The sequence below is a fragment of the Lysinibacillus sp. NPDC097231 genome, from assembly GCF_044761885.1.
Classification (GTDB): domain Bacteria; phylum Bacillota; class Bacilli; order Bacillales_A; family Planococcaceae; genus Lysinibacillus.
Genome location: NZ_JBIWDH010000018.1, coordinates 52949 through 75963, shown reverse-complemented (window position 1 = coordinate 75963; position 23015 = coordinate 52949). Strand labels below are relative to the sequence as shown.

The following is a 23015-nucleotide window of genomic DNA, read 5'->3' as shown; positions in this document are numbered from 1 at the left end:
ATCCTCCTACTTATCTGCTTTTGGATATTCAATACGTGAGTGGAAAATTCCATTCAGCGTTTCACAAAGCACTCGCTCTATACATTTTAACTCTTTTATTGAAATATCGCATTCATCAAACTGATTATCTTGTACTCGATCATCTATAATAGCTCGTACCAGCTTATGAATTTTCTCTGCATTCGGTTCCTTCATTGATCGAACCGCTGCCTCAACACTGTCAGCAACACTTATAACTGCCGCTTCCTTCGTTTGAGGTTTCGGACCAGGATATCGGAACTTTGCCTCATCAATACTTTTTCCTTCTTCCTTCGCTTTAAACAGGAAGAATTTTAACAAACTTGTACCGTGATGCTGCAAGGCAATATCAATGATTTCCTGCGGCATTTTATAGCGTCTTAGCATTTCTGCCCCATCAGTGGTATGTGCAATAATAATGTCTGCGCTCGTTTCCGGTGACATTGAGTCGTGAGGGTTGATACCTGACATCTGATTTTCAATGAAAAATGCAGGGCGCTTCGTTTTCCCAATATCATGATAATAACATCCTACACGAGCCAACAATCCATCTGCCCCTATCTCCTCACATGCTGCCTCCGCTAAATTTGCTACCATCACACTATGATGATATGTTCCAGGAGCCTCCATTAGTAATTTTTTCAGTAACGGATGGTTTGGGTTTGATAGTTCAATTAATCGCAGTGACGATAATAAACTAAACGCTGATTCAAAGAATGGTAAGAGACCCATTGTAAGAGCTCCTGAAAGTAAAGCCGATAACATTGCCGCAATAAAGTAAAACAGTAACTCAGACAAACCATAGGATGATTGTGTCATCAACAAGTAAAATGCAATAAACGCCATATTTACTAACCCTATAACACCCACTGCATGTAGTATATGCGAACGCTTTTCTACACTACGGACAAAAAATAAACTCGCAAAACCACCAAAAATAATATACAGTGTAATTTCCATCTGCATAACAGATGAATAACCCTCTTGAAAAATTACACCTGCAGATGCTGCTGTTATAACCGTAATCAAGATTGCAGCACGCTCTTCCGCTAATAGCCGTACAAGCATCGTTGCCAACGCTGTCGGGAATAAAAATGCTACAGTAACATCAAAACCGCCTGCCACTAAGCTCATAAATTTCATTAACAAGATGGATAAAATATAAGCAATAACAGTAACCAATAATGCATTGCGTTTCTTATGTTCATTTGCTTCCCAGCTTTCGAACAAAATAAACATGAACATCATTTGCAGTAAAATTAAAATTATAAGCCCTGCAATTGGTTTCAATGATGCTTTATTACTCACCATTCCTAGAAGTTCTAATTGACGAAACGCCTCGTTATCAATGATCTGGCCTTCCTGTACAATGATTTGGCCTTGTAAAATTCGGGTAGGTTCAACAGATTCCTTTGCCTGTTCCTTTCGAATTTTCGTTTGTTCCTCGTTAATCGATTCGTTTTCAATAATACTGATACGCCCAATTAAAACAACCGTATTAAAAATTTTATCTGGATAGCCACGTTGTCCGCGAATTTTTGCCTCAAAATCAGTTTGGGCAGCGAACACATTCTCTGAACGAATGGATTTTTGTAAATACTCCTGCACAACTTTTGATAATTGTAAACTTGTCCTTTTTAAATCTGCTTCACTTTGTAATAACAGACCTTCTAGCTGTGAATCAGTAAAATTTATTGGCATTTGATCTGCATCAATTGATTCAAATTTTTTGCGGAGCTGCGCCACTTGATCGACAATTGGAACAGGTTCTTTATTACTCTCAATATCCTTCTTTACTTCAAGAACATAATCAAATAAAGACGTTACAATCGCAGCACGCTGCTTGGCGACGTCCTCGGAAAATTGATAGACTGGCGCAACAGCATTTGCTGCTTTTTCTCGTTCCTGCTGAGTCTTATAAGTATCTTCTATCGTTTTAGTAGATCGTACTGTTTCAGGCGCTAGTTGTAATGGTTTAAAATCATATGTAACACCTTTAACATTACCATACATAAATGCAAACTGTAGGGCTCCTGTTAAGATGAGAACGACAATTAAAAAATAGCGAAAACCAATAAGTTCTGTAAATTTCCGAAGTTGTTTCTCCATCAGGCACCTCCTCTATCTATCTACTATCATATCAATTCGAGTAACATTTTTCTCGAAAAATGTATAAGAAAGCAAAAAACAGCTATACAATTTTGTATAGCTGTCACATTTTTTACCATTCTATAACATGTTTTATACTAAATCGATGTTTGTGATATAGTTGAGAACCGAATTTCTATTGTTTCCAGAACGAATATTTAGCACCTACTGTTCCGTTTCATTTCACTTTTGGTGCAGCCTTTAACCCAGTTGCACCTGTCGCTACGTTCCACTTTGCTTTCGGTGCAGACTTTTTTAACCCGTTGCACCTGTCGCTCTGCTTTCGGTGCAGACTTTAATTTGACCGCTAGCGGTCATATTAAAGTTGCTGTTCTTCGTAAGCTTGGATAATTTTTGCTACGATTGGGTGTCGTACCACATCGCCTTGTTCTAGGATTTGGAAATGAATTGATTTGACATACTTTAGTGTACGTTCCGCTACAATTAATCCAGAATCTGTATTTTTAGGTAGGTCAATTTGTGTTTTATCTCCTGTAATGACCATTTTTGAACCAAAGCCTAATCGAGTTAAAAACATCTTCATTTGCTGATGAGTCGTATTTTGAGCTTCATCTAAAATGACAAAGGCATCATCTAATGTACGGCCACGCATATACGCTAGTGGTGCAATTTCGATTGTTCCTCGCTCGATAAGACGTTGCGTTTGTTCTGCCCCGTAAATATCGTTTAAAGCGTCATAGAGAGGGCGTAAATAAGGATCTACCTTTTCCTTTAAATCTCCTGGAAGGAAGCCTAAGGACTCTCCTGCCTCTACTGCAGGGCGTGTTAAAATAATTCGCTTTACATGCCCATTTTTTAGCGCCTGAGTTGCCATGACTACCGCTAAATACGTTTTCCCAGTACCGGCTGGACCGATTCCAAAAACAACGTCTTTGTGACGGATTGCTTGTATGTATTCTCGTTGACCGATTGTTTTTGCACGAATAGGCTTTCCTTTCGTCGTGCGAGCTATTTCTTCATCATAAAGTTCTGCAAAATATTCGATTGTTCCTTTTTGTGTCATTTCAATAGCAGTTGCAACATCACGCTGATCAATATTAATTCCTTTACGAATGACCTTCAAAAGTGCATGTAATAGGAATGTCGCCTGTTCCTTCGCATCCTCTTCACCAGCTAGTTGGATTTGTTCACCACGTGTAATAATGTGGACTTGGAGAGCTTCTTCGATTAATTTCATATTTGCATCGGAAATTCCGAGTAGCATGACCGCTTCATTTGGATTATCCACTTGTAATACAGTTAACTGTTCTGACATAATCATTCTCCTTGTGGGCCTTGTATTGGACTTGCAATGTTTTCATTGACTAAAAATAGAACTTTCCCTTCAACTGTACCATTCCCCCACTTTACCTGTAAAAGGTTTTCTTTTTTAATAACCGTTTTCTCCGGCAATGAGCGTAAAACCTTTTCATGTAATAATGGAATGAGTAATTCATCTATTTTCGATTCATCAAGCTCCACTTGCATCTTGTTAGTGTGCTGCTCTTCAACAAGCGAAACATAAGGATCAAGCCAATTAGGTAAGTTTTTCTTTTGTACGTAGTCCACTTTTTCTTTATGAATACCCTTTACTAAAATACGCCACTGCTTTTGTTGAAGCGTTTCTAATGTCAACTTTGTTGGAATTTTAAATGCACATTCCAGCCAATAATCTGCATAAACTTCTCCCTTTGCACCAACGAATACTTGATCTGTACCACTTTCAATCACTCCACTTACTAGAACATCACCTTCGTAAGCGGTATCATTCACTGAAATTTTGCGCTCACCATTTTGAATATTAAAATGTGTAATGACCCCACTTTTTGTTGCTACTAAATGTGACGCTAGTTTTTCATTCGTTTGCTTCGTTTGTTTCGGTGATTCCTGAGGTCGCAAAATAACACGGCCACCATACTTTTCAATATGCACCCATGAAAGCTCTCGGTGCTCTTCTAATAGCTTCTGACGAATTACAGCATTTGATGGTATGGCTTTTTTAGACATAGGGGTTTCTAATTGAAATGTATCTTGAAAAGTCTGGCCAAGACGTTGTTCTAATTCTGGGGAAGCTGCTTCAATGTCTATACGCCAAATAATCTGTGCACAAAACAGTGGTATTATTATCATCATTACTAAACCAAGTAAAGTCCAAAGCTGTGCTCGAAAAACTTGAAGCTCATCTGCATAATAGACAGCCATTTTAAGTCGGTAACGTCTACGTACCCGGCGAATTTTTGGAAGATAGTGCATTGTTGTTTCAAAAGCAACTTCTTGCTCACGAAAGACAACACGCTTTAATGGCACATGTTGTGCATGCAATGCCTGAATAAAAGGATGAACATTTTCATGGCGCTTTATACGTATGATAATTGGCCGATTATTCCACATTGTCTTTCACACCCATATTCTTTGTCATTTTCACATGAAGTTCCTCTAAGTCATCTATAGAAAGATGAAGCATTTCTTCTTTAAGAGCATTAATTTCCACTGATTTTCCACGCACAATTATATGATAGTCTGCATAGATGAAAGAGCATGACGTTGCATCAGCATGTAGAAAACGATATGGGCCAATGATTTTTAATGTTTCATATTGTGATAATTCAAGTAGTGGCGTTAATTGAAATAATTTTTTCATAAAAAATGCCTCCTTCTTCGGCAATATATGCATCAAAAAAGGAGGACATGCTAGTTATTTTCTTTTTGCTTTTGGAGGACCTAAAACCTCTGCCATTACCACAGCCTGCATTAATGATTTTTTAGACCTCGGTAGCTGGAAAGCTGAATGAGATTTAGCTTCATCCCCTTCTTTTTTCACAGCAGCCAAACGACCGATACTTTCTCGATTCGAGGTACGACTCACTGTCTCAGTAGGGATTAACGGTGGAGCAACGTAGCTAGGAACTTCGTCGTTCACTTTTTCTTCGACAATTTTCTTAGGCTGCTCTACTTTCGGTTGCTCATTTTTCCATTCACCTAAAAATTCACGTGCAAAATCCTCAAAGCTTTGTGGTTTAGCAGTACGACTTTGTTGTAGAGCCTTTTCCGCTTTTTCAATAACGGTTGGTTCAACCTGTGAATCCTTATTAAAAGGCGGCATTTGTTTGTGTTCTTTTTTATTTTTTGATTTCCCGAAAATAGAGCTGACTATGGCAATTATCGCTAATATAATTAATTGTTCCATTTATTAGTACCGCTCCTTTCCGTTTTTTTTATGCGTTAGGTTCATTTGTTTCTGGTTTATCTGATACCTTAGAAATGGAATCCCTCATAGCCGTATCCGCTTGAATATTACGGTAATTCATGTAATCCATAATACCAAGATTACCTGAACGGAGAGCTTCTGCCATTGCTTGTGGTACTTCAGCTTCAGCTTCTACTACTTTTGCCTTCATCTCTTGAACACGTGCAATCATTTCTTGCTCGTTTGCTACAGCCATTGCACGACGTTCCTCTGCTTTTGCTTGGGCGATGTTTTTATCCGCCTGCGCTTGTTCAATTTGTAATTCAGCACCGATGTTTTTGCCTATATCAACGTCTGCAATATCGATCGATAAGATTTCAAATGCTGTACCCGAATCTAAGCCCTTAGATAATACAGTTTGAGAAATCATATCTGGATTTTCAAGAACAGTTGTATGACTAGTAGCACTACCGATTGTTGAAACAATCCCTTCACCTACACGGGCAATAACTGTTTCTTCACCAGCACCACCGACTAAACGCTCGATGTTTGCACGCACAGTAATACGTGCCTTCGCTTTTACTTCAATCCCGTTCATAGCAACACCTGCAATAAATGGTGTCTCAATGACTTTCGGGTTAACTGACATTTGTACCGCTTCTAATACATCACGACCCGCTAGATCGATTGCTGCACAGCGTTCAAATGTTAACTCGATATTTGCACGATGTGCTGCGATTAACGCATTGACAACTCGGTCAACATTACCACCTGCTAAATAGTGACTTTCTAGTTGATTAATCGTCACAGGTAAACCTGCTTTATGTGCTTTAATTAATGGGTTCACAATACGTGATGGGATTACACGACGTAAACGCATACCGATTAATGTGAAAATACTAACACGGACACCTGCAGCAAGTGCAGAAATCCATAGTGCCACTGGTACGAAAGTAAAGAATACCGCGACGACAATGAATAATAAGACTAGCCCCACAATTGGACCAATTAAAGCTAAATCAAATCCCATTTGCTATTCCTCCATCTCTTTTTCTGTTCGTCTCACAACAATGCGTGAGCCTTCTACTTTAATAATTTCTACATGTTTCTCTGCATCAATATAGCCACCTTCAGAAACTACATCAACACGCTCATTACCAAAAAGTATCGTACCTGCTGGACGAAGCGGTGTAATCGTTATACCTACTTTTCCAAGCAACTCTGTGCGATTAACGTTAGACACATAGCCCTCCTCCGTTGTTGTCGCATCCATCAAAACCAACTTGTTTAAAACATGCAATTTTTTACCGAAAAATTTCATCAGGATCACCATCCCTATTATCGCTACAACAAGCGCAATGAAAATTGCTATAACCATTTGCATCATGTTTGCACCTGCCAGTATTAGACTTAGTAATATTAGTACGGCACCTAAAATACCAATAATACCTCCGGGGACAAAAAATTCCGCAATGACAAGTGCTAAGCCTAAAATGAGTAACAATAACGATTCATAACCAGCTAAGCCTGCCACCATATGACCAAAGAAAAATAATCCAAGTGCTGACAATCCCATTATACCTGGAACACCGAAACCTGGCGAATATAGCTCCATCACAAGCCCTAAGCTTGCAATCGACAACAAAATCGGCACTATAATCGGATTCGTAATAAAACGAGCAATTTTTTCGGAAAATGTAGGTTCAATCGGAACGATCTCATTATCCTTTAAGTTTGTTCTTTCTAAAAGCTCCTGGAAATTCGCAACCGTCCCTTCAGAATAACCAACTGTTTCTGCCTCTGAAGCAGATAACGTTAATAAATTTCCTTTTCCTGCTCGAAAATCCGGTAAATCAATAGATGTATCGGCCATTGCCTGTGCATAGATCGGTTTACGACCTGACGATTCTGCAGCTGCTTCCATTTGAGCAAGCCATGCGCTGTGAGCTTTTAAGTCTGCTGCATTCCCTGCTGAATCGATCACAGCGGCAGCACCGATTGTACCATTGGGCACCATATAGATTTCATCCGCATGTAAGGCTAAAAAGGCACCTGCTGAATGCGCATCTTTGTTAATATACGCAATTTTACGTATAAGTGTTTCATCCATTAGCTTGGCAATATCACCCGCTGCATTGACGAAACCGCCAGGTGTATGAATGTCTAAAATAATCGCCTCTGCATGGTTTTCCTCCGCCTCTTTAAAAGCTCGTTCTAAAAATGCGTGAAGTCCCCGTTCTACTTCATTATGAATCGGTATATGATAAACCTTGCTACTTGCAAAAGCAGACGTTAATGGAAACGCTAACAAAAAAGTCATCCAAATAACCAATAGATAGCTGAGGATTCTTCGTCTCCGCATCTTTTTCCCTCCCTTCTAACATGCTTCTCTTCTGTATATACGATTGACCATGTAAAAAGTTTCACAAATTCTTATAATTTTATTATACAGTGAATATGATGCTTTTTATATAATAATCAAACTTCAATTACAACGAGTTAGTGGAATGCAATCAGTATGTCACTAAAAAAGCCGAATGAATCAAAATGATTTCATTCGGCAGTTTCAATATGACGTAAATGTGAGCACAATGTAAAATACCTGAAATTAATCGTATGTGATTAATTTCAGGTATATCTTTGTCTGCTCAGTGAATCATACAATTGCGTGTTATGAACGTAGGGATTTTTAATGGGAAATTAAATTACCACTTACGTTTACGTGCAGCTTCTGATTTCTTTTTACGTTTTACGCTAGGTTTTTCGTAGAACTCGCGCTTTCTAACTTCTTGAATTGTACCACTTTTTGATACAGTACGTTTGAAGCGGCGAAGAGCATCTTCAAGCGATTCGTTTTTGCGAACGACAGTTTTTGACATCTCTCTTTCCCTCCCTCCGAACACACGTCAATACACAAATAGGCATATAACCATCTGCTGTGTACTAAAGAATTATAACGTATTGTCTAATAATGGTCAATAGAAAGTACACGAATTAATCAGGTGAATTTTTGGTTTTATTACCTTACGCATTTTCACCTTGCTTTTGGCTAACAATAAACATACAGAATTGTAATTAAAATCACGTTTAAAATCATCTACAAAAGTAGTAAGGGGCATAAAATGAAATCATTAAAAAAGTTAAATCCTCCAAAAATACTCGTGCTAGGTTTCATCGCAATTATTTTATTTGGAGCATTTTTATTAACACTCCCTATCGCAACGGAGGATGGTAAAGGTCTTTCATTTATAGACGCTTTATTTACTGCTACCTCTGCAACCTGTGTAACAGGTCTAATTGTTGTCGATACTGGCGATACATTTTCAATATTCGGAGAATTAGTTATTCTAGTGCTTATCCAAATCGGTGGACTAGGCTTTATGACATTCGCAACGTTATTATTTTTGTTGTTAGGAAAAAAAATTTCTTTAAAAGAGAGGCTTGTGTTAAAAGAAGCATTTAATAACGTTACATTTGCCGGTCTAGTTAAATTAGTTAAAAGAATACTGTTATTTACAGCATTGATTGAAATAATAGGCGGCTTCATTTTATCTGTCCGCTTTTCGTTTGATATGCCAATAGGTAAAGCCTTTTATTTTGGATTTTTTCATGCCATATCTAACTTCAATAATGCAGGATTTGATATAATAGGTGGCTTTCAGAGCTTAACAGCATATGTAGACGATCCGTTCGTGGTATTCACGATTTGTGCACTAATTACAATTGGTGGTTTAGGATTTATTGTCATAAATGAACTCTATGAATACCGAAGAACGAAGCGTCTATCAGTGCATACAAAAATTGTATTAAGCACAACGCTAATTTTAACCGTGGGCTCAACGCTGTTAATCTTCTTATTTGATTATGGAAATAGTAAAACACTTGGACCATTGTCTGAATGGGGGAAAGTTCTTGGTTCATTATACCAAGCTGTTACATCAAGAACCGCTGGATCAAATACCCTTCCCATAGGTAACTTAACACAGTCGACATTATTTTTAATCATTTGGCTCATGTTTATTGGAGGCGGTTCTGGATCAACTGCCGGTGGTATCAAAATAACAACTTTCGCTGTTCTGGTCGCTACGATGTGGTCACAAATAAGAGGTAAAGAAGATGTTGTTCTTTTTAGACGCAGAATTGTTAATGAAACGATTTTAAAAGCTTTAACAGTCTCAATGTGCGGGATGCTGATTATAGTACTTGTAACCATTGTCTTAAGTATTATTGAGCAACGTCATAGTTTTATGATGTATTTATTCGAGGCTACCTCTGCATTTAGTACAACCGGACTTTCAATGGGGCTAACTCCTGAACTATCAAACGAAGGCCGTCTACTTATTATATTAACAATGTTTGCAGGGAGATTGGGCCCATTAACTATTGCTTTTGCCATCACAAAACGTCGAAAAACAGAAGATTTCCGCCATCCAAAGGGTAATATTATGATTGGCTAGAAAGGAGTGTTAAGCGTGATGACTATCAAACAATATGCAGTAATTGGTCTGGGGAGGTTTGGGGTAAGTGTAGCCCGTAGATTACACGAAGCTGGACTTGAAGTTTTAGGGATTGATATTAATGAGGAAAGAGTTGAAGATGCTGAACCTTATGTTACACATGCAGTAATTGCTGATACAACTGAAGAAAAAGCTCTTAACTCCATAGGAATCAGAAATTTCGATTGTGTCATTGTCGCAATAGGTATTGATATGCAATCAAGCATTTTAACAGTCTCCTTGCTAAAAGAGATGGGGATCAAAAAAATAATTGCTAAAGCTCTTGGAAAAAGACACGGACAAGTATTAGATAAGGTAGGTGCTAATTGGGTTGTCTATCCTGAAAGAGATATGGGGGAACGAGTGGCCAATCAACTGCTCTCACCAAATATGCTTAATTATATAGAATTATCAAAAGAATACAGTATTGAAGAAATAATAATTCCTTCAAAGATGGCTGGGCAAAATCTCCGAAATCTAAACATTCGAGCGAAATATAATGTAAGCGTTATTGCCATCGTTCGAGAAGGCAATATTACCATTTCTCCCTCACCCGAGCAGATTATGGAAGAAAGGGACGTCTTAGTGATGATTGGACATAGAAAGGATCTCACTGCATTTTCAAATCTTGAATAGATGATCAATTATGCCTCTGCATAATTACGTCCGGAATCGGAAAGAAGTTAAATAGAATAGGCTGTATCAAAAGGTGCTCTTCTCTTGAAACAGCCAGTAATCTTATTAAAAGATTCTTTTTTTACCCATATCGTCTTTTAAAATTTCTACAGCCTCTCTAAAACGTTGAGAATGAACGATTTCCCGTTCGCGTAAAAATTTCAAGCTATCATTCAAATCAGTGTCATCAGATAAATCGATAAGCCATTGATAGGTAGCCCGAGCTTTTTCTTCAGCTGCAATATCCTCATACAAATCAGCAATTGGATCTCCTTTAGCCTGAATATATGTTGCAGTAAACGGTGCACCAGCAGCATTCTGATAAAATAATGCTCTATCATGATTGGCATAGTGATCACCAAGGCCTGCTTCTTTTAGCATTTCTGGAGTGGCATCTTTCGTGAGTTTATAAACCATCGTAGCAATCATTTCTAAGTGGGAAAATTCCTCTGTTGCTATATCGGTTAACAATCCGACCACTTTATCGGGAATCGTATAGCGCTGATTCATATATCGTAGTGCAGCTGCCAACTCTCCATCTGCACCTCCATACTGCTCAATTAAATACTTAGCTAGCCTAGGGTTACATGTACTAACCCTTACTGGATACTGGAGTTTCTTTTCATAATACCACAAAAATAATTCCTCCTAGTTACTCATAATCAATTATGCCTCGGCATAATTGCGTCCTGAATCGGCTTTAGGTCAACACAAAAGCGTAGTGGTAGCAACAGCAGCCGATGCTTTTTGCGCGAAAGTATAACGACAGCAACAAAAGGGTTTTCGTCTGTGCGATAGTATAACGACAGCAACAGCATGATGTAGTCACTTAGGAGTTTTCACTGAATGTGAGGTTCTTGCTTGAGTTCCTCTATTTTAGCTGTTTAGACACACACTGAAAAGTAACTTACACCCATCTCACCACCTTGAGAGATGGGTGACTTTGCTGACGCTACAAAAACATGTGCCGAAAGAAGTTAGACTTGCCATGGCCACGGTGTTTCAATCCAATTGAAAGGATAATTAGAGTAGCTTCTCCCAAAATTCATAAGTGGACCAAATTTTTGCTCAAAATCAATTTTAAGTTTCATACTTTTTTCAGTGTTTTCATTAAATTGCTGAATGGCATCATAATCGTGAGGGTGAGTATCTAAATATAGATTTAATTCCACTATTACAAAATCAATTGCCTGTATTTCTTCTAGGAGCTTATAAAATTCAGGCGGCATCTCTTTACTCATGCTTCATCCCTCCTTCAGGGTTTGGGTAGGGACTAAATAATTGTGGCCATAACGTTCCAGCCATAAGAGCTTCTTTAGGGGATTGAAATTGTGGTAATCCAGGTGGTTGAAAACCCATATACAATTGTGGTGGTGTAGCAAAACTTTTAACCTTAATAGGCGGACATGGGTCGAATGGGCTAATATAAGGCTTCCAATACTTAAAATGCGTAAACATTGCATCCTCCCTTCTACAACCAATTACATCAGTGGAGTATATGAGGATAATCAAATTTTTATTCAGCTAAAGAAACCATTGTGAGATTTCCCGGCAGGAGTATGGCGATTCAAATACCCACAAACATTGTTGCACCAATACGCTTTTGGCGAGTAATAATGGAAAATAGGGCTAGTTCATAACGAACAGCCCCATCACTTTGCTATAAAGTTTTTAATACTATTAATAATTAGAATCTGCAATTAATCCGTTCATAATCGCTACGCCAGAACTTGCTCCAATACGAGTTGCTCCAGCCTCAATCATTTTTTTCATGTCTTCTAAGTTTCGTACTCCGCCAGAAGCTTTTACACCAAGCTCTGGGCCAACTGTTTTACGCATTAAGGCTATATCCTCTGCTGTCGCGCCACCTGTTGAAAAACCAGTAGATGTTTTCACATAATCTGCACCCGCTGCAACAGCTAGTTCACATGCTTTCACTTTTTCTTCCTCAGTTAGCAAGCATGTTTCGATAATAACTTTTACAAGCGCGCCACCTTTTGCCGCTTCAACAACTGCTGCAATATCCGCTTGTACAAGGTCATAGTTTTTATCTTTTAATGCACCGATATTAATGACCATATCTACCTCTTTAGCACCGTTAGCAATAGCATCTTTTGCTTCAAATGCCTTAACTAGTGGAGTATTCGCACCTAGAGGGAAGCCAATTACAGTACAAACTAAAACATCACTTCCCTGTAAAAGCTCACTGCTATATTTTACCCACGTCGGATTTACACAAACAGATGCAAAGCTAAATTGTTTCGCCTCTACACAAAGTTTTTCAATTTGCTCTTTCGTAGCCTCAGCTTTTAATAATGTATGATCAATCATACGTGCAAAATTTTGTTCCATTTATAAGACTCTCCTTCGCATTCCAAGATGTACGTACCTCTTGGAATCATACCACTTTTTTACGAAGTCGTCTAATTTCTTTCTTTTCAATTCAGGAGATCTTCATAAAAGCGTGCTATAACTCCTTTTTTGATTCGCTAGCTTCGATTTTCGCTCAGGTACGTTCCTTTTTTGATCTGCTTGCTTCGTCTTTCGCTCAGGTACATCCCTTTTTTGATCTGCTTGCTTCGTCTTTCGCTCAGGTACGTTCCTTTTTTGATCTGCTTGCTTCGTCTTTCGCTCAGGTACATCCCTTTTTTGATCTGCTTGCTTCGATTTTCGCTCTGGTACGTTCCTTTTTTGATCTGCTTGCTTCGTCTTTCGCTCAGGTACATCCCTTTTTTGATCCGCTTGCTTCGATTTTCGCTCTGGTACGTTCCTTTTTTGATCTGCTTGCTTCGTCTTTCGCTCAGGTACATCCCTTTTTTTGATCCGCTTGCTTCGATTTTCGCTCAGGTACGTTCCTTTTTTGATCTGCTTGCTTCGATTTTCGCTCAGGTACGTTCCTTTTTCGATCTGCTTGCTTCGTCTTTCGCTCTGGTACATACCTTTTTTGATTCGCTTGCTTCGATTTTCGCTCTGGTACGTTCCTTTTTTGATCTGCTTGCTTCGTCTTTCGCTCAGGTACATTCCTTTTTTGATCTGCTTGCTTCGATTTTCGCTCTGGTACGTTCCTTTTTTGATCTGCTTGCTTCGTCTTTCGCTCAGGTACGTTCCTTTTTCGATCTGCTTGCTTCGTCTTTCGCTCTGGTACATGCCTTTTTTGATTCGCTTGCTTCGATTTTCGCTCAGGTACGTTCCTTTTTTGATCTGCTTGCTTCGATTTTCGCTCTGGTACATTCCTTTTTTGATCCGCTTGCTTCGATTTTCGCTCTGGTACGTTCCTTTTTTGATCTGCTTGCTTCGTCTTTCGCTCAGGTACATCCCTTTTTTGATCTGCTTGCTTCGTCTTTCGCTCAGGTACATCCCTTTTTTTGATCCGCTTGCTTCGATTTTCGCTCAGGTAAGTAACTTTTCAGCAACCTCGCTTTGTCTTTCGCTCCATCGAATAAGGGCTTTCCTGTCGATACTTCGTCATTCACTCTTTAGATTTCTTTAAAAAACTAAAAAAGGATTGTCCTATCAAAAGTATGATAGGCAATCCAATTGATTATTTTACAGTTTCTAACACACGCACAAATTGTCCTTTAGAATGCGGATATCCTGCTTGTGTAATTTTCACTTTTACAAGCTGGCCAATAAGGCTTTCTTGGCCTTCAAAAACTACTTTTAAGTAATTATCTGTATAACCAGTTAAATGTCCTTCTTCTTCGCTACCATCGTGTACGAATTCTTCTGGAATGACCTCTAGCACTTGATCTTCAAAGCGAGAAGCATATTCCTTCGCTAATTGGTCATTTAAAGCGATTAATCGATGAACACGTTCGTTTTTAATGTCCTCGTCGATTTGGTCCTCCATACGTGCGGCTGGTGTGCCTGTTCGTGGAGAGAACGGGAATACATGTAGTTCAGAGAATTTATGATCACGAATGAAGTTATACGTTTCCATAAACTCTTCTTCCGTCTCATCTGGGAAACCTACGATGACGTCAGAAGTGACAGCTAAGTCTGGTAAAGCTTCATGTAGTTTTGTTAAGCGTTCACCGAAGAACTCCATTGTATATTTACGACGCATACGTTTTAAAACTGTGTCGGAGCCTGATTGGATTGGAATGTGTAAATGATTGACAACGATTTTTGATTCACGTAAAACCTCAATCACTTCGTCCGTTAATTGGCTGGCTTCAATCGATGAAATACGTAGACGTTTTAAGCCTTTCACATTAGCCTCTATATCTCGTAATAACTGCGCTAAGTTATAATCCTTTAAGTCCTGTCCATAGCCACCTGTATGAATGCCTGTTAAAACTATTTCAAGATAACCAGCGTCCACTAATTGTTGTGCTTGGTGAAGTACTTCTTTTGGATCTCGAGAGCGCATTAGCCCACGTGCCCATGGAATAATACAAAAAGTACAGAAGTTATTACAGCCTTCTTGTATTTTTAAAGATGCACGTGTACGGTCTGTAAACGCAGGGACATCTAATTCCTCATAGACACGATTTTTCATAATGTTGCGTACCGCATTAATAGGTTGGCGTTCAGTACGATATTGGTCTATGTAGCCAAGCAATTTGGTACGATCCTGTGTTCCCACAACAATGTCTACCCCAGGAATCGCCATAATTTCTGCAGGAGATGTTTGAGCGTAACACCCTGTAACACAAATAACAGCATCTGGATTTTGACGTATAGCTCGTCGAATAACCTGACGTGATTTTTTATCCCCTGTATTTGTTACTGTACATGTATTAATGACATAAACGTCTGCTTGATGATCAAACTCCGTACGTTCATAGCCTTCTTCTTTAAATAGCTGCCAAATTGCTTCTGTTTCATAATGATTTACTTTACAACCTAGAGTATGGAAACTCACGATTTTTGGTCGCTCGTTACTCATAATATATATCATCCTTTCAAGAGTACACTACAATTAATATTAACGTGTCTTATAATAGCACAAATAAATATAATGAGCCTAGCTTTTTGGCTAGTCTTATTTATTTGCATAATAAAACAGGCACCATAATATTGAGTACCTGCTTGTTAATAGGCTGTTCCACCAAAACCAAAAACGGCCATTCTATCATTCTTGCTCCATTTATACCAATTATGCCTCGGCATAATTGCGTCTGGGATCGGCTTTGTGCTTAGGCCTCTGAAGGCTTTTGGGCCAACGTGTACCACTGGACGTGGGGTTAGACTGAGTTCCTCTATTTCAGCGGATGTTTGTACACCCACTGAAAAGCAAATTAAACCTGCCCTATAGAGGTGGGAGACTTCTGTAACTGCCTTCGCTTTCGCTACCAAAACAATTGCTGAAAGAAGTTAAATCCTTTGGGATATTAAAATATGCAGAGTCAATAGCTATGAATATATCTTAATGAATAAATCGTTTTTAATTGTACTTTCTGTAGATGTAATTTGATCGAAATATTTTTTATAAACTGTTAAAAAACACCTTCGCACCCCCTAGTTCCTTCTAATACCCCTTGTAAGAAATCTATTCCGTTAGTTATTAAATTGCAAAAAGGCAGTTGAAAATTAGATTCAACTGCCTACTAAAATATTTTTATCAGTGCCCATTAAATATTATATGTGCATTTTCCGTTTACACTTTTTGGCATAGAAATACCTTTTTTATTTGTTTTGCTCCTCTAAAAACTAGAGTTATTAAAGACTCATAGGAGGAGTAAGCCCTAAAAGATTAGGAGTTATTACATTAGTGCCTGCTCCAAGGCGGATTTGTTGAACTTGCAGTACTTTTACAGTAAGCTCTAGCACGATTTTTTCACGTAATGTGCTGAAAGTACCTTCTGGTGCTGCCATAATTGGTGAAAAATCAAGTTCAAAGAAGTTTGCAGCTACTAATTCGCCAAATGGTTGTTCATTATATTTAACGAGATTTTGGAAGAAAGCCTTATCCAATCGAGCATCCATTTGCGTTTTTTCATTAAGGAAGTTTGCTTCAGCAAACTCGGAAATTCCTAAAATCGGAGTAGGACCTCCTAGTGTTTGTGGGAAAGTAAGGTCTGTAAAACCTGAAAACTGAACATCAGCAATTCTATCTCTAAGTGCCCCATTACATGCTGCTGAAGCATATTCTATATTTTTGCGAATATGTCCCGCTACAAATAACTTTGCTCTTGTTACCCTAAAAAAGTCAGTGCCATCAATACGTGTAAAAGCAACCGGTACTAGTTTCACTTGATTTAGGAATACATTTTTTTTCACTCTTTTGATTTCAGTTGCTGCAGGAGTAAGAGTAATATCTGACTCCACAACTATTTGAAGTGTTGGTTCTGCAAGTACAACTGGAACTTTAATAGTTGGAGTAACAAGCGGTGTAGCGACTACTGGAGTAATCTCACTATTCAATGGAATCTGTTCAGTTGATGCTACTGGACAAGGTTCCTTATGACTGACCTGATTATCTAATTGATTATCTAATTGTTCACTCAAAAAAATCCCTCTTTTCATTTTTTTTATGAGAACACTCATATCGCTAGAATATGTAGATATTTAACCTATATATGGACGTATATACTGGTTTTTATGTTTTTTGTGCGAAAGCGTAGTGTTAATGTAGCGACAGCAACAGATGTTTTTTGTGCGAAAGCGTAGTGTTAACGTAGCGATAGCAACAGATGTTTTTTGTGCGAAAGCGTAGTGTTAACGTAGCGATAGCAACAGATGTTTTTTGTGAGAAAGCGTAGTGTTAATGTAGCGGCAGCAACAGATGTTTTTTGTGCGAGGAGAAGCGTCAGCGGCATGATGTTGGTCACTCAGTCGTGTGTTGTTGTCGCTTTCGCACAGATAAATTGCTACAGGACGTGGCGTTCTTAGAATGAGTTCCTCTATTTCAGCGGATGTTTGTACACCCGCTGAAAAGTAACTTAAACCCGCATTCATCTCACCACCTATAGAGGTGAGAGGCTTCTGTACATGTCGCTACGCTTTCGATACAAAAAGTTGCTAAAAAAATTTTAAAAAGGGACTTTTGAGCAGAGAGATAAGGTCCAAGTATCCTCTAGATCCTTGGCACTCGAATTTTCTGTGCTTGTAGCATATGAATGACTAATTCTAATACTATGTTTTGACACATTTGATTTGAATGATTTAATGACTCAGTTTGTGCAGGTACTGCATCCCCAGTGTGAGATGCAGTATATTCAATACTCTGATGAATATAACCTTCAATATATAAATTCCCCCTCAATGCTGAACATGTCCCATTACCTAATGATTGAGAAAACTGATTAGGAACGAATCTGCAATCGGTTAATACTACCTCATTCGAGATATCTTTAACTCCCACAATTCCTTTTTCAAATACGATATTCTCTTCAAGGCATATTTCCATTTTATATTCGCCTACTACAACTGGAGCTCTAATGTGTATAATGTCATCGGAACTGTAAGAGTGATTATTCATTTCTCCTTGTTTAATTGATCTTGTGTTATGTAAGGGAATTCCAACTGATTTAGATGGATAACTCTTCTGATTATTCTTATCACCATAAGTATTAGTTCTCATTAAAAATATAACTTCATGAAATTTCGAGCGGACCAAACGACATTCAGGCAGTTCAGGATAATCTGTTGTAGTATTAAATAGCTTGGTTTCAAATTGAGGAGTAAGATGATTGTCTAGATCAAGAAAATCAATTGTATTTTTAACGATCTCACCACATATAGGAGCATGAAGAAAATCATCAATTTCCACGTGAGTAGAAATTAGAATTTTATTCGTAATAGAACGTACTGTTCCTTGCACTGACCCCGTAGATGTACTCTCATGACCTGTAGGATTGGGTTTTTCCAACTCTTCTGTATCAATAGGACTAATAATTTTATCATCCCCGTTGTATTTAGAAGGACTTAAAAAGTCATGATTAGAGTCTAGTTGAGGTGCAAAATCCTGTTCTTCCACAAGATTGGTTCCTTCTACCTCATCTATATCAATCGGGTCATTCATTTCATCCTCAACATCAATTTCAGAAGGGATAAGTAGCTCACAATTGGAAACTAAATGCGCTGCAAGTTCCTGTTCCTCTACAGAAATGGTTTCATCCGCCTCTTCTATATCAAGAAGGTCATTCATTTCATCCTCAACATCAATTTCAGAAGGGATAAGTAGCTCACAATTGGAAACTAGATGCGCTGCAGGTTCCTGTTCCTCTACAGAATTGGTTTCATCCGCCTCTTCTATATCAAGAAGATCATTTATTTCATCCTCAGCATTAACTTCAGAAGGAATGAGTAACTCACGATCGGGATCTAGATGTGCTGCAAGGTTAGGTTCATCTTCTTTTTCTAGAGTAAAGAGGTTATTACAATAGACAAAAACTTTTTGCTTGGAACTTATTTCTTTCATCTCTCTATAATTAATCCATGGAGTTTTCATTAGTTCACTCCCAAATAATGTTTTGACAAATAAAGTGCAACCGTTAATCCGTAAAAATTCTTACGCATTTTTCCAGCCAAGAAGTCTTTTTGGTCGATTTATTTTCTGTGATAAATTTTATGAATTCTTCTAGAGAGACTTGTTCAAAATCTGTTTTCTTCAGGGAAAACTCACGAAGTAACCAATTTTTCATTTTTTATTTCTTCCACTTACCGTGATGAATAGATTGGTTAAAAAAACAGCGATTTCCTTTTCTAATATCTGATAACAGCTAAACACTTTTGCTTTTATTTTGCTCGAAGATTTGATGGATGTAGCTTAAAATGAATACCTCATTTTTCTAAATTTCGGCAAATAAAATTCAAACGATATCATGATGAGCTACTTTTAATTTGAGCTAAGTGTTGCACTTATAATTACAATCCATTTTATGCATTACTTTTACTTTTGTCACCGAGTACTATCAAAAATCTCAGTAGCAATTGAGCTACTAATGCGTTTGAGAGACGATTGCTTAGTAAAAACTAAAATTTTATCTTTACATTATTTTCTTCAACCAGATTATTTTGATAGCACCTATTAATGCATTTACGATCGATATTATTATAGAAAAAATGCAGTTGAAAATTCGATTTAATCGAATTTTCAACTGCCAGCTTTTTTTCAGTACCCTCAAATGACCTTTTATCTCTAATTTCCTCCTCTGAAAATTAGAGGTTAACAAGATTCTGTAGGAGGACTAACTGGAGGAGTTACAGGAGGACTAACTGGAGGAGTAAGCCCTGTAAGATTAGGCGTTATTACATTAATGCCTGTTCCAAGACGGATTTGTTGAACTTGCAGTACTTTTACAGTAAGCTCTAGTACGATTTTTTCACGTAATGTGTCGAAAGTGCCTTCTGGATCTACCATAATTGGTGAAAAATCAAGTTCAAAGAAGTTTGCAGCTACTAATTCGCCAAATGGTTGTTCATTGTATTTAACGAGATTTTGGAAGAATGCCTTATCCAATCGAGCATCCATTTGCGTAGTTTCATTAAGGAAGTTCGCTTCGGCAAACTCAGAAATTCCTAAAGTTGGAAAAGCACCTCCTGCTACTTGTGGGAAAGTAAGGTCTGTAAAACCAGAAAACTGAACATCGGCAATTCTATCTTGGAGCGCACCGTTACACTCTGCTGAAGCATATTCTATATTTTTGCGAATATGTCCTGCTACAAATAATTTAGCCCTTGTTACCATAAAAAAGTCAGTGCCATTAATACGTGTAAATCTAACCGGTACTAATTTAACTTGATTTAGGAATACATTTTTTTTCACTCTTTTGATTTCAGTTGCTGCAGGAGTAAGTGGAATATCTGCCTCCACAACTATTTGAAGTGTTGGTTCTGCCAGTACAACTGGAACTTTAATAGTTGGAGTCGTTACCGGTGTAGCGACTAGTGGAGTAGTAGCAGTAGTTAATGGTATTTGTTCTGTTGATGTTACTGGACAAGATTGGATTGGATCTAATTGATTACTCAAAAAATTTCCCTCGTTTCATTTTGTAGTTTTTGAGAGCTCTACATATAGAATATGTAGCAATTAACTCTATGAATGGACGTGTATACTAGTTTTTTTACTGTTTATTATAGAAGAATGGCAGTTGAAAATTCGATTTATCAACTGCCAACTTCTAATTTTCTCCTCTAAAAATTAGAGATTAACAAGATCCAGTAGGAGGAATAACTTGAGGATCTATTATGGACTAACTGGAGGAGTAAGCCCTAAAAGATTAGGAGTTATTACATTAGTGCCTGCTCCAAGGCGGATTTGTTGAACTTGCAGTACTTTTACAGTAAGCTCTAGTACGATTTTTTCACGTAATGTGTCGAAAGTGCCTTCTGGATCTGCCATAATTGGTGAAAAATCAAGTTCAAAGAAGTTTGCAGCTACTAATTCGCCAAATGGTTGTTCATTGTATTTAACGAGATTTTGGAAGAATGCCTTATCCAATCGAGCATCCATTTGCGTAGTTTCATTAAGGAAGTTCGCTTCGGCAAACTCAGAAATTCCTAAAGTTGGAAAAGCTCCTCCTGCTATTTGTGGGAAAGTAAGGTCTGTAAAACCAGAAAACTGAACATCGGCAATTCTATCTTGGAGCGCACCGTTACACTCTGCTGAAGCATATTCTATATTTTTGCGAATATGTCCTGCCACAAATAATTTAGCCCTTGTTACCATAAAAAAGTCAGTGCCATCAATACGTGTAAATCTCACTGGTACTAATTTAACTTGATTTAGGAATACATTTTTTTTCACTCTTTTGATTTCAGTTGCTGCAGGAGTAAGAGGAATATCTGCCTCCACAACTATTTGAAGTGTTGGTTCTGCCAGTACAACTGGAACTTTAATAGTTGGAGTCGTTACCGGTGTAGCGATTAGTGGAGTAGTAGCAGTAGTTAATGGTATTTGTTCTGTTGATGTTACTGGACAAGATTGGATTGGATCTAATTGATTACTCAAAAAATTTCCCTCGTTTCATTTTGTAGTTTTTGAGAGCTCTCCGTATAGAATATGTAGCAATTAACTCTATGAATAGACGTGTATACTAGTTTTTTTACTGATATTAAAAAATCGGATTTTTGAGCTGAACACAAAATGCCAGGTACTCTTTTTTACATATTTTAAAGCTTTCCAATACTTGGTCCTTGCTTGAATGCTGGGCAATTAGATAAATGAAATACTCGCTTATCTTTTCCCAATTTATGTTTTTAGTTAATTTCCCGTAAGTGTAAAATGCCGAATCCATCCCCAATACTAAAAGCTACTATTGAAATTGTAATTGGTATTTTACCTAGTTCAAGTAAACGAATATTAAATAATTCAGGAAAAGAAAAAGTATATAAACCTTGCTATTAAAGTAGACAATAGATCATAGCAGCAATTACAAAAAAGTTAATGAGATCATTAATTTATTCATTTGCTTTCCCTTCTAAAATTTAATTATTCTGTTCTCCTCAACCTGGATTATATAAAAAGAAAGATTATTATGAATTACTTACTCAAGATTAGAATAACAGATTTTCACAGTTAGGTTGTCATATCACGGCACGTTATGAGGATTTGCATGAAGTAAAGCCGATTCAAAATTTTTTGAATCGGCTTCTTTTGATAGGATTTAATATTAACAGTCATTAAGCGTGTATTTTGCCTACTCTCTAACCTTGCCACCACTGCAATTATACGCAATCAAAATGCCATTTACTAATATACAACCAGATGTATGAAAAATCTCTTTTGACATGGCTAAATGCTTATTTTATTCAAATTCATAAGATATTGCAGAAAGTGCATAGAGCGGCGCCGTTTCTGCTCGTAAAATTCGAGGTCCTAATGACATAGTTTGGACACCGGCTTCAAGCAGCGCATCTGCTTCTTTTCGTGAAATGCCGCCTTCAGGACCAAAGATAATAAGTATTGATTTCGACTTTTTGTCATTCACGTTTTTAAGCTTCTCCGAAAACCTAGTGCGTTTTTCTGCTTTTGCATCCTCTTCATCTGCTATAAAAACAACATCAAAATTGCCCACTTGTTCCACTAGTTGTTTAAAAGAAATTGGTTCATAAATTTCTGGAATATGTGTACGATGGGATTGCTCAGCTGCTTCTTTTGCAATTTTTTGTAGACGCTCTTGCTTTTTGGCACCCTTCTTTTTATCCCATTTTACGATGGAACGCTCCGCTTCAAAAGGCAACAGGGCAAACATTCCAAGCTCTGTTGCCTTTTGTGTAATAAGTTCTAGTTTATCGCCCTTCGGCAAACCACATGCCACTGTTACATGAACAGGTAACTCTGGAGATGGAACAATTTCACCTGTTGTTTGAAGGTGCACTTCATCAGCTTCAAAGGCTATAATTTCACAAATATGGGCGGTATTTTGTGCAACTACAACGATTTTGTCGCCCTCTTTCATACGCATTACCCGCTCAATATGTCGTGCATCCTCTCCACCAATACGTGCTTCCTCTATGGTCTCAATAAAATAACGCTGCATGTTTCACACTCCTTTATGGAAGAAAAACGCCAAATCGCAAGCACTCGGCTCACGATTTTG

Annotated in this window: 23 protein-coding genes; 2 read left to right on the top strand and 21 right to left on the bottom strand. The window is 37.8% G+C overall.

The window, feature by feature from the left end:
* Positions 1-6: 6 nt before the first annotated feature.
* From ACIQXF_RS12605 to rpsU, 8 genes are all read right to left on the bottom strand, one after another.
* Complete coding sequence (locus ACIQXF_RS12605; RefSeq protein WP_402783350.1) at positions 7-2127, bottom strand: HD family phosphohydrolase; 2121 nt, start codon at positions 2125-2127, stop codon at positions 7-9.
* A gap of 358 nt (positions 2128-2485) precedes the next feature.
* Complete coding sequence (locus tag ACIQXF_RS12600) at positions 2486-3442, bottom strand: PhoH family protein (RefSeq protein WP_402783348.1); 957 nt, start codon at positions 3440-3442, stop codon at positions 2486-2488.
* 2 nt (positions 3443-3444) lie between these two features.
* Positions 3445-4557 (bottom strand): sporulation protein YqfD, encoded by a 1113-nt coding sequence (locus ACIQXF_RS12595; RefSeq protein ID WP_402783346.1) that lies wholly within the window; start codon positions 4555-4557, stop codon positions 3445-3447.
* Positions 4547-4807: a hypothetical protein gene (locus ACIQXF_RS12590; RefSeq protein WP_402783344.1), complete on the bottom strand. Its 261-nt coding sequence runs from the start codon at positions 4805-4807 to the stop codon at positions 4547-4549. Before ACIQXF_RS12590 ends, ACIQXF_RS12595 begins: the two co-directional genes overlap by 11 nt.
* A 54-nt stretch (positions 4808-4861) precedes the next feature.
* The gene (locus ACIQXF_RS12585) at positions 4862-5353 is read right to left on the bottom strand and encodes a hypothetical protein (RefSeq protein ID WP_402783342.1); all 492 of its coding nucleotides are present in this window, start codon (positions 5351-5353) and stop codon (positions 4862-4864) included.
* A 28-nt stretch (positions 5354-5381) separates the two neighbouring features.
* Positions 5382-6383: a flotillin-like protein FloA gene (gene floA, locus ACIQXF_RS12580; protein ID WP_402783340.1), complete on the bottom strand. Its 1002-nt coding sequence runs from the start codon at positions 6381-6383 to the stop codon at positions 5382-5384.
* A gap of 3 nt (positions 6384-6386) precedes the next feature.
* A complete protein-coding gene (locus ACIQXF_RS12575) occupies positions 6387-7715 on the bottom strand; it encodes an NfeD family protein (protein ID WP_402783338.1) in 1329 nt (442 codons plus the stop codon).
* 343 nt (positions 7716-8058) lie between these two features.
* Entirely contained in the window at positions 8059-8232 is a 174-nt protein-coding gene (gene rpsU, locus ACIQXF_RS12570) for a 30S ribosomal protein S21 (protein WP_004227078.1), read from the bottom strand.
* 201 nt (positions 8233-8433) lie between these two features.
* Between rpsU and ACIQXF_RS12565 the strand changes: the two genes are divergently transcribed.
* Together ACIQXF_RS12565 and ACIQXF_RS12560 are read left to right on the top strand one after the other, a co-directional pair.
* On the top strand, positions 8434-9810 hold the full coding sequence (locus ACIQXF_RS12565) for a TrkH family potassium uptake protein (protein WP_402783371.1): 1377 nt from the start codon (positions 8434-8436) through the stop codon (positions 9808-9810).
* Positions 9811-9828: 18 nt separating this feature from the next.
* On the top strand, positions 9829-10485 hold the full coding sequence (locus ACIQXF_RS12560; protein ID WP_402783369.1) for a potassium channel family protein: 657 nt from the start codon (positions 9829-9831) through the stop codon (positions 10483-10485).
* Positions 10486-10590: 105 nt separating this feature from the next.
* On the opposite strand, the gene ACIQXF_RS12555 is transcribed toward ACIQXF_RS12560, so the two are convergent.
* From ACIQXF_RS12555 to ACIQXF_RS12495, 13 genes are all read right to left on the bottom strand, one after another.
* A complete protein-coding gene (locus ACIQXF_RS12555) occupies positions 10591-11160 on the bottom strand; it encodes a manganese catalase family protein (RefSeq protein ID WP_402783336.1) in 570 nt (189 codons plus the stop codon).
* A 341-nt stretch (positions 11161-11501) separates the two neighbouring features.
* A complete protein-coding gene (locus tag ACIQXF_RS12550) occupies positions 11502-11765 on the bottom strand; it encodes a spore coat protein CotJB (protein ID WP_402783334.1) in 264 nt (87 codons plus the stop codon).
* Positions 11758-11982 carry a spore coat associated protein CotJA gene (locus tag ACIQXF_RS12545; protein ID WP_402783333.1) on the bottom strand — a complete coding sequence of 75 codons (225 nt, stop codon included), beginning with the start codon at positions 11980-11982 and terminating at the stop codon, positions 11758-11760. The genes ACIQXF_RS12550 and ACIQXF_RS12545 overlap by 8 nt, the downstream gene beginning before the upstream one ends.
* Before the next feature lie 222 nt (positions 11983-12204).
* Positions 12205-12876, bottom strand: coding sequence for a deoxyribose-phosphate aldolase (gene deoC / locus ACIQXF_RS12540; RefSeq protein WP_402783331.1), 672 nt, complete (start codon positions 12874-12876; stop codon positions 12205-12207).
* Positions 12877-12978: 102 nt separating this feature from the next.
* The gene (locus tag ACIQXF_RS12535) at positions 12979-13881 is read right to left on the bottom strand and encodes a hypothetical protein (RefSeq protein WP_402783329.1); all 903 of its coding nucleotides are present in this window, start codon (positions 13879-13881) and stop codon (positions 12979-12981) included.
* A 184-nt stretch (positions 13882-14065) separates the two neighbouring features.
* Complete coding sequence (gene mtaB, locus ACIQXF_RS12530; protein WP_402783327.1) at positions 14066-15415, bottom strand: tRNA (N(6)-L-threonylcarbamoyladenosine(37)-C(2))-methylthiotransferase MtaB; 1350 nt, start codon at positions 15413-15415, stop codon at positions 14066-14068.
* Positions 15416-15561: 146 nt separating this feature from the next.
* Complete coding sequence (locus tag ACIQXF_RS12525; RefSeq protein WP_402783325.1) at positions 15562-15756, bottom strand: hypothetical protein; 195 nt, start codon at positions 15754-15756, stop codon at positions 15562-15564.
* A gap of 432 nt (positions 15757-16188) precedes the next feature.
* The gene (locus ACIQXF_RS12520; protein ID WP_402783323.1) at positions 16189-16977 is read right to left on the bottom strand and encodes a CsxC family protein; all 789 of its coding nucleotides are present in this window, start codon (positions 16975-16977) and stop codon (positions 16189-16191) included.
* Between the two features lie 568 nt (positions 16978-17545).
* A complete protein-coding gene (locus tag ACIQXF_RS12515; protein ID WP_402783321.1) occupies positions 17546-18922 on the bottom strand; it encodes a BC_2427 family protein in 1377 nt (458 codons plus the stop codon).
* 43 nt (positions 18923-18965) lie between these two features.
* Positions 18966-19115 carry a hypothetical protein gene (locus tag ACIQXF_RS12510; protein ID WP_402783319.1) on the bottom strand — a complete coding sequence of 50 codons (150 nt, stop codon included), beginning with the start codon at positions 19113-19115 and terminating at the stop codon, positions 18966-18968.
* A gap of 524 nt (positions 19116-19639) precedes the next feature.
* A complete protein-coding gene (locus ACIQXF_RS12505) occupies positions 19640-20443 on the bottom strand; it encodes a CsxC family protein (protein WP_402783317.1) in 804 nt (267 codons plus the stop codon).
* Between the two features lie 216 nt (positions 20444-20659).
* Positions 20660-21424, bottom strand: a complete 765-nt coding sequence (locus tag ACIQXF_RS12500) for a CsxC family protein (protein ID WP_402783315.1) — start codon at positions 21422-21424, stop codon at positions 20660-20662.
* Between the two features lie 796 nt (positions 21425-22220).
* Positions 22221-22955 carry a 16S rRNA (uracil(1498)-N(3))-methyltransferase gene (locus tag ACIQXF_RS12495; RefSeq protein ID WP_402783313.1) on the bottom strand — a complete coding sequence of 245 codons (735 nt, stop codon included), beginning with the start codon at positions 22953-22955 and terminating at the stop codon, positions 22221-22223.
* Between the last annotated feature and the right edge of the window lie 60 nt (positions 22956-23015).

Excerpts from the sequence above, each read along its gene's own strand:
- rpsU (WP_004227078.1), bottom strand. The coding sequence starts at position 8,232 with ATGTCAAAAACTGTCGTTCGCAAAAACGAATCGCTTGAAGATGCTCTT.
- ACIQXF_RS12550 (WP_402783334.1), bottom strand. The coding sequence starts at position 11,765 with ATGAGTAAAGAGATGCCGCCTGAATTTTATAAGCTCCTAGAAGAAATA.
- ACIQXF_RS12590 (WP_402783344.1), bottom strand. The coding sequence starts at position 4,807 with ATGAAAAAATTATTTCAATTAACGCCACTACTTGAATTATCACAATAT.
- floA (WP_402783340.1), bottom strand. The coding sequence starts at position 6,383 with ATGGGATTTGATTTAGCTTTAATTGGTCCAATTGTGGGGCTAGTCTTA.
- ACIQXF_RS12605 (WP_402783350.1), bottom strand. The coding sequence starts at position 2,127 with ATGGAGAAACAACTTCGGAAATTTACAGAACTTATTGGTTTTCGCTAT.
- mtaB (WP_402783327.1), bottom strand. The coding sequence starts at position 15,415 with ATGAGTAACGAGCGACCAAAAATCGTGAGTTTCCATACTCTAGGTTGT.
- ACIQXF_RS12545 (WP_402783333.1), bottom strand. The coding sequence starts at position 11,982 with ATGTTTACGCATTTTAAGTATTGGAAGCCTTATATTAGCCCATTCGAC.
- ACIQXF_RS12510 (WP_402783319.1), bottom strand. The coding sequence starts at position 19,115 with ATGAAAAATTGGTTACTTCGTGAGTTTTCCCTGAAGAAAACAGATTTT.
- deoC (WP_402783331.1), bottom strand. The coding sequence starts at position 12,876 with ATGGAACAAAATTTTGCACGTATGATTGATCATACATTATTAAAAGCT.
- ACIQXF_RS12575 (WP_402783338.1), bottom strand. The coding sequence starts at position 7,715 with ATGCGGAGACGAAGAATCCTCAGCTATCTATTGGTTATTTGGATGACT.
- ACIQXF_RS12495 (WP_402783313.1), bottom strand. The coding sequence starts at position 22,955 with ATGCAGCGTTATTTTATTGAGACCATAGAGGAAGCACGTATTGGTGGA.
- ACIQXF_RS12595 (WP_402783346.1), bottom strand. The coding sequence starts at position 4,557 with ATGTGGAATAATCGGCCAATTATCATACGTATAAAGCGCCATGAAAAT.
- ACIQXF_RS12560 (WP_402783369.1), top strand. The coding sequence starts at position 9,829 with ATGACTATCAAACAATATGCAGTAATTGGTCTGGGGAGGTTTGGGGTA.
- ACIQXF_RS12600 (WP_402783348.1), bottom strand. The coding sequence starts at position 3,442 with ATGTCAGAACAGTTAACTGTATTACAAGTGGATAATCCAAATGAAGCG.
- ACIQXF_RS12515 (WP_402783321.1), bottom strand. The coding sequence starts at position 18,922 with ATGAAAACTCCATGGATTAATTATAGAGAGATGAAAGAAATAAGTTCC.
- ACIQXF_RS12535 (WP_402783329.1), bottom strand. The coding sequence starts at position 13,881 with ATGTACCTGAGCGAAAGACGAAGCAAGCAGATCAAAAAAGGGATGTAC.
- ACIQXF_RS12585 (WP_402783342.1), bottom strand. The coding sequence starts at position 5,353 with ATGGAACAATTAATTATATTAGCGATAATTGCCATAGTCAGCTCTATT.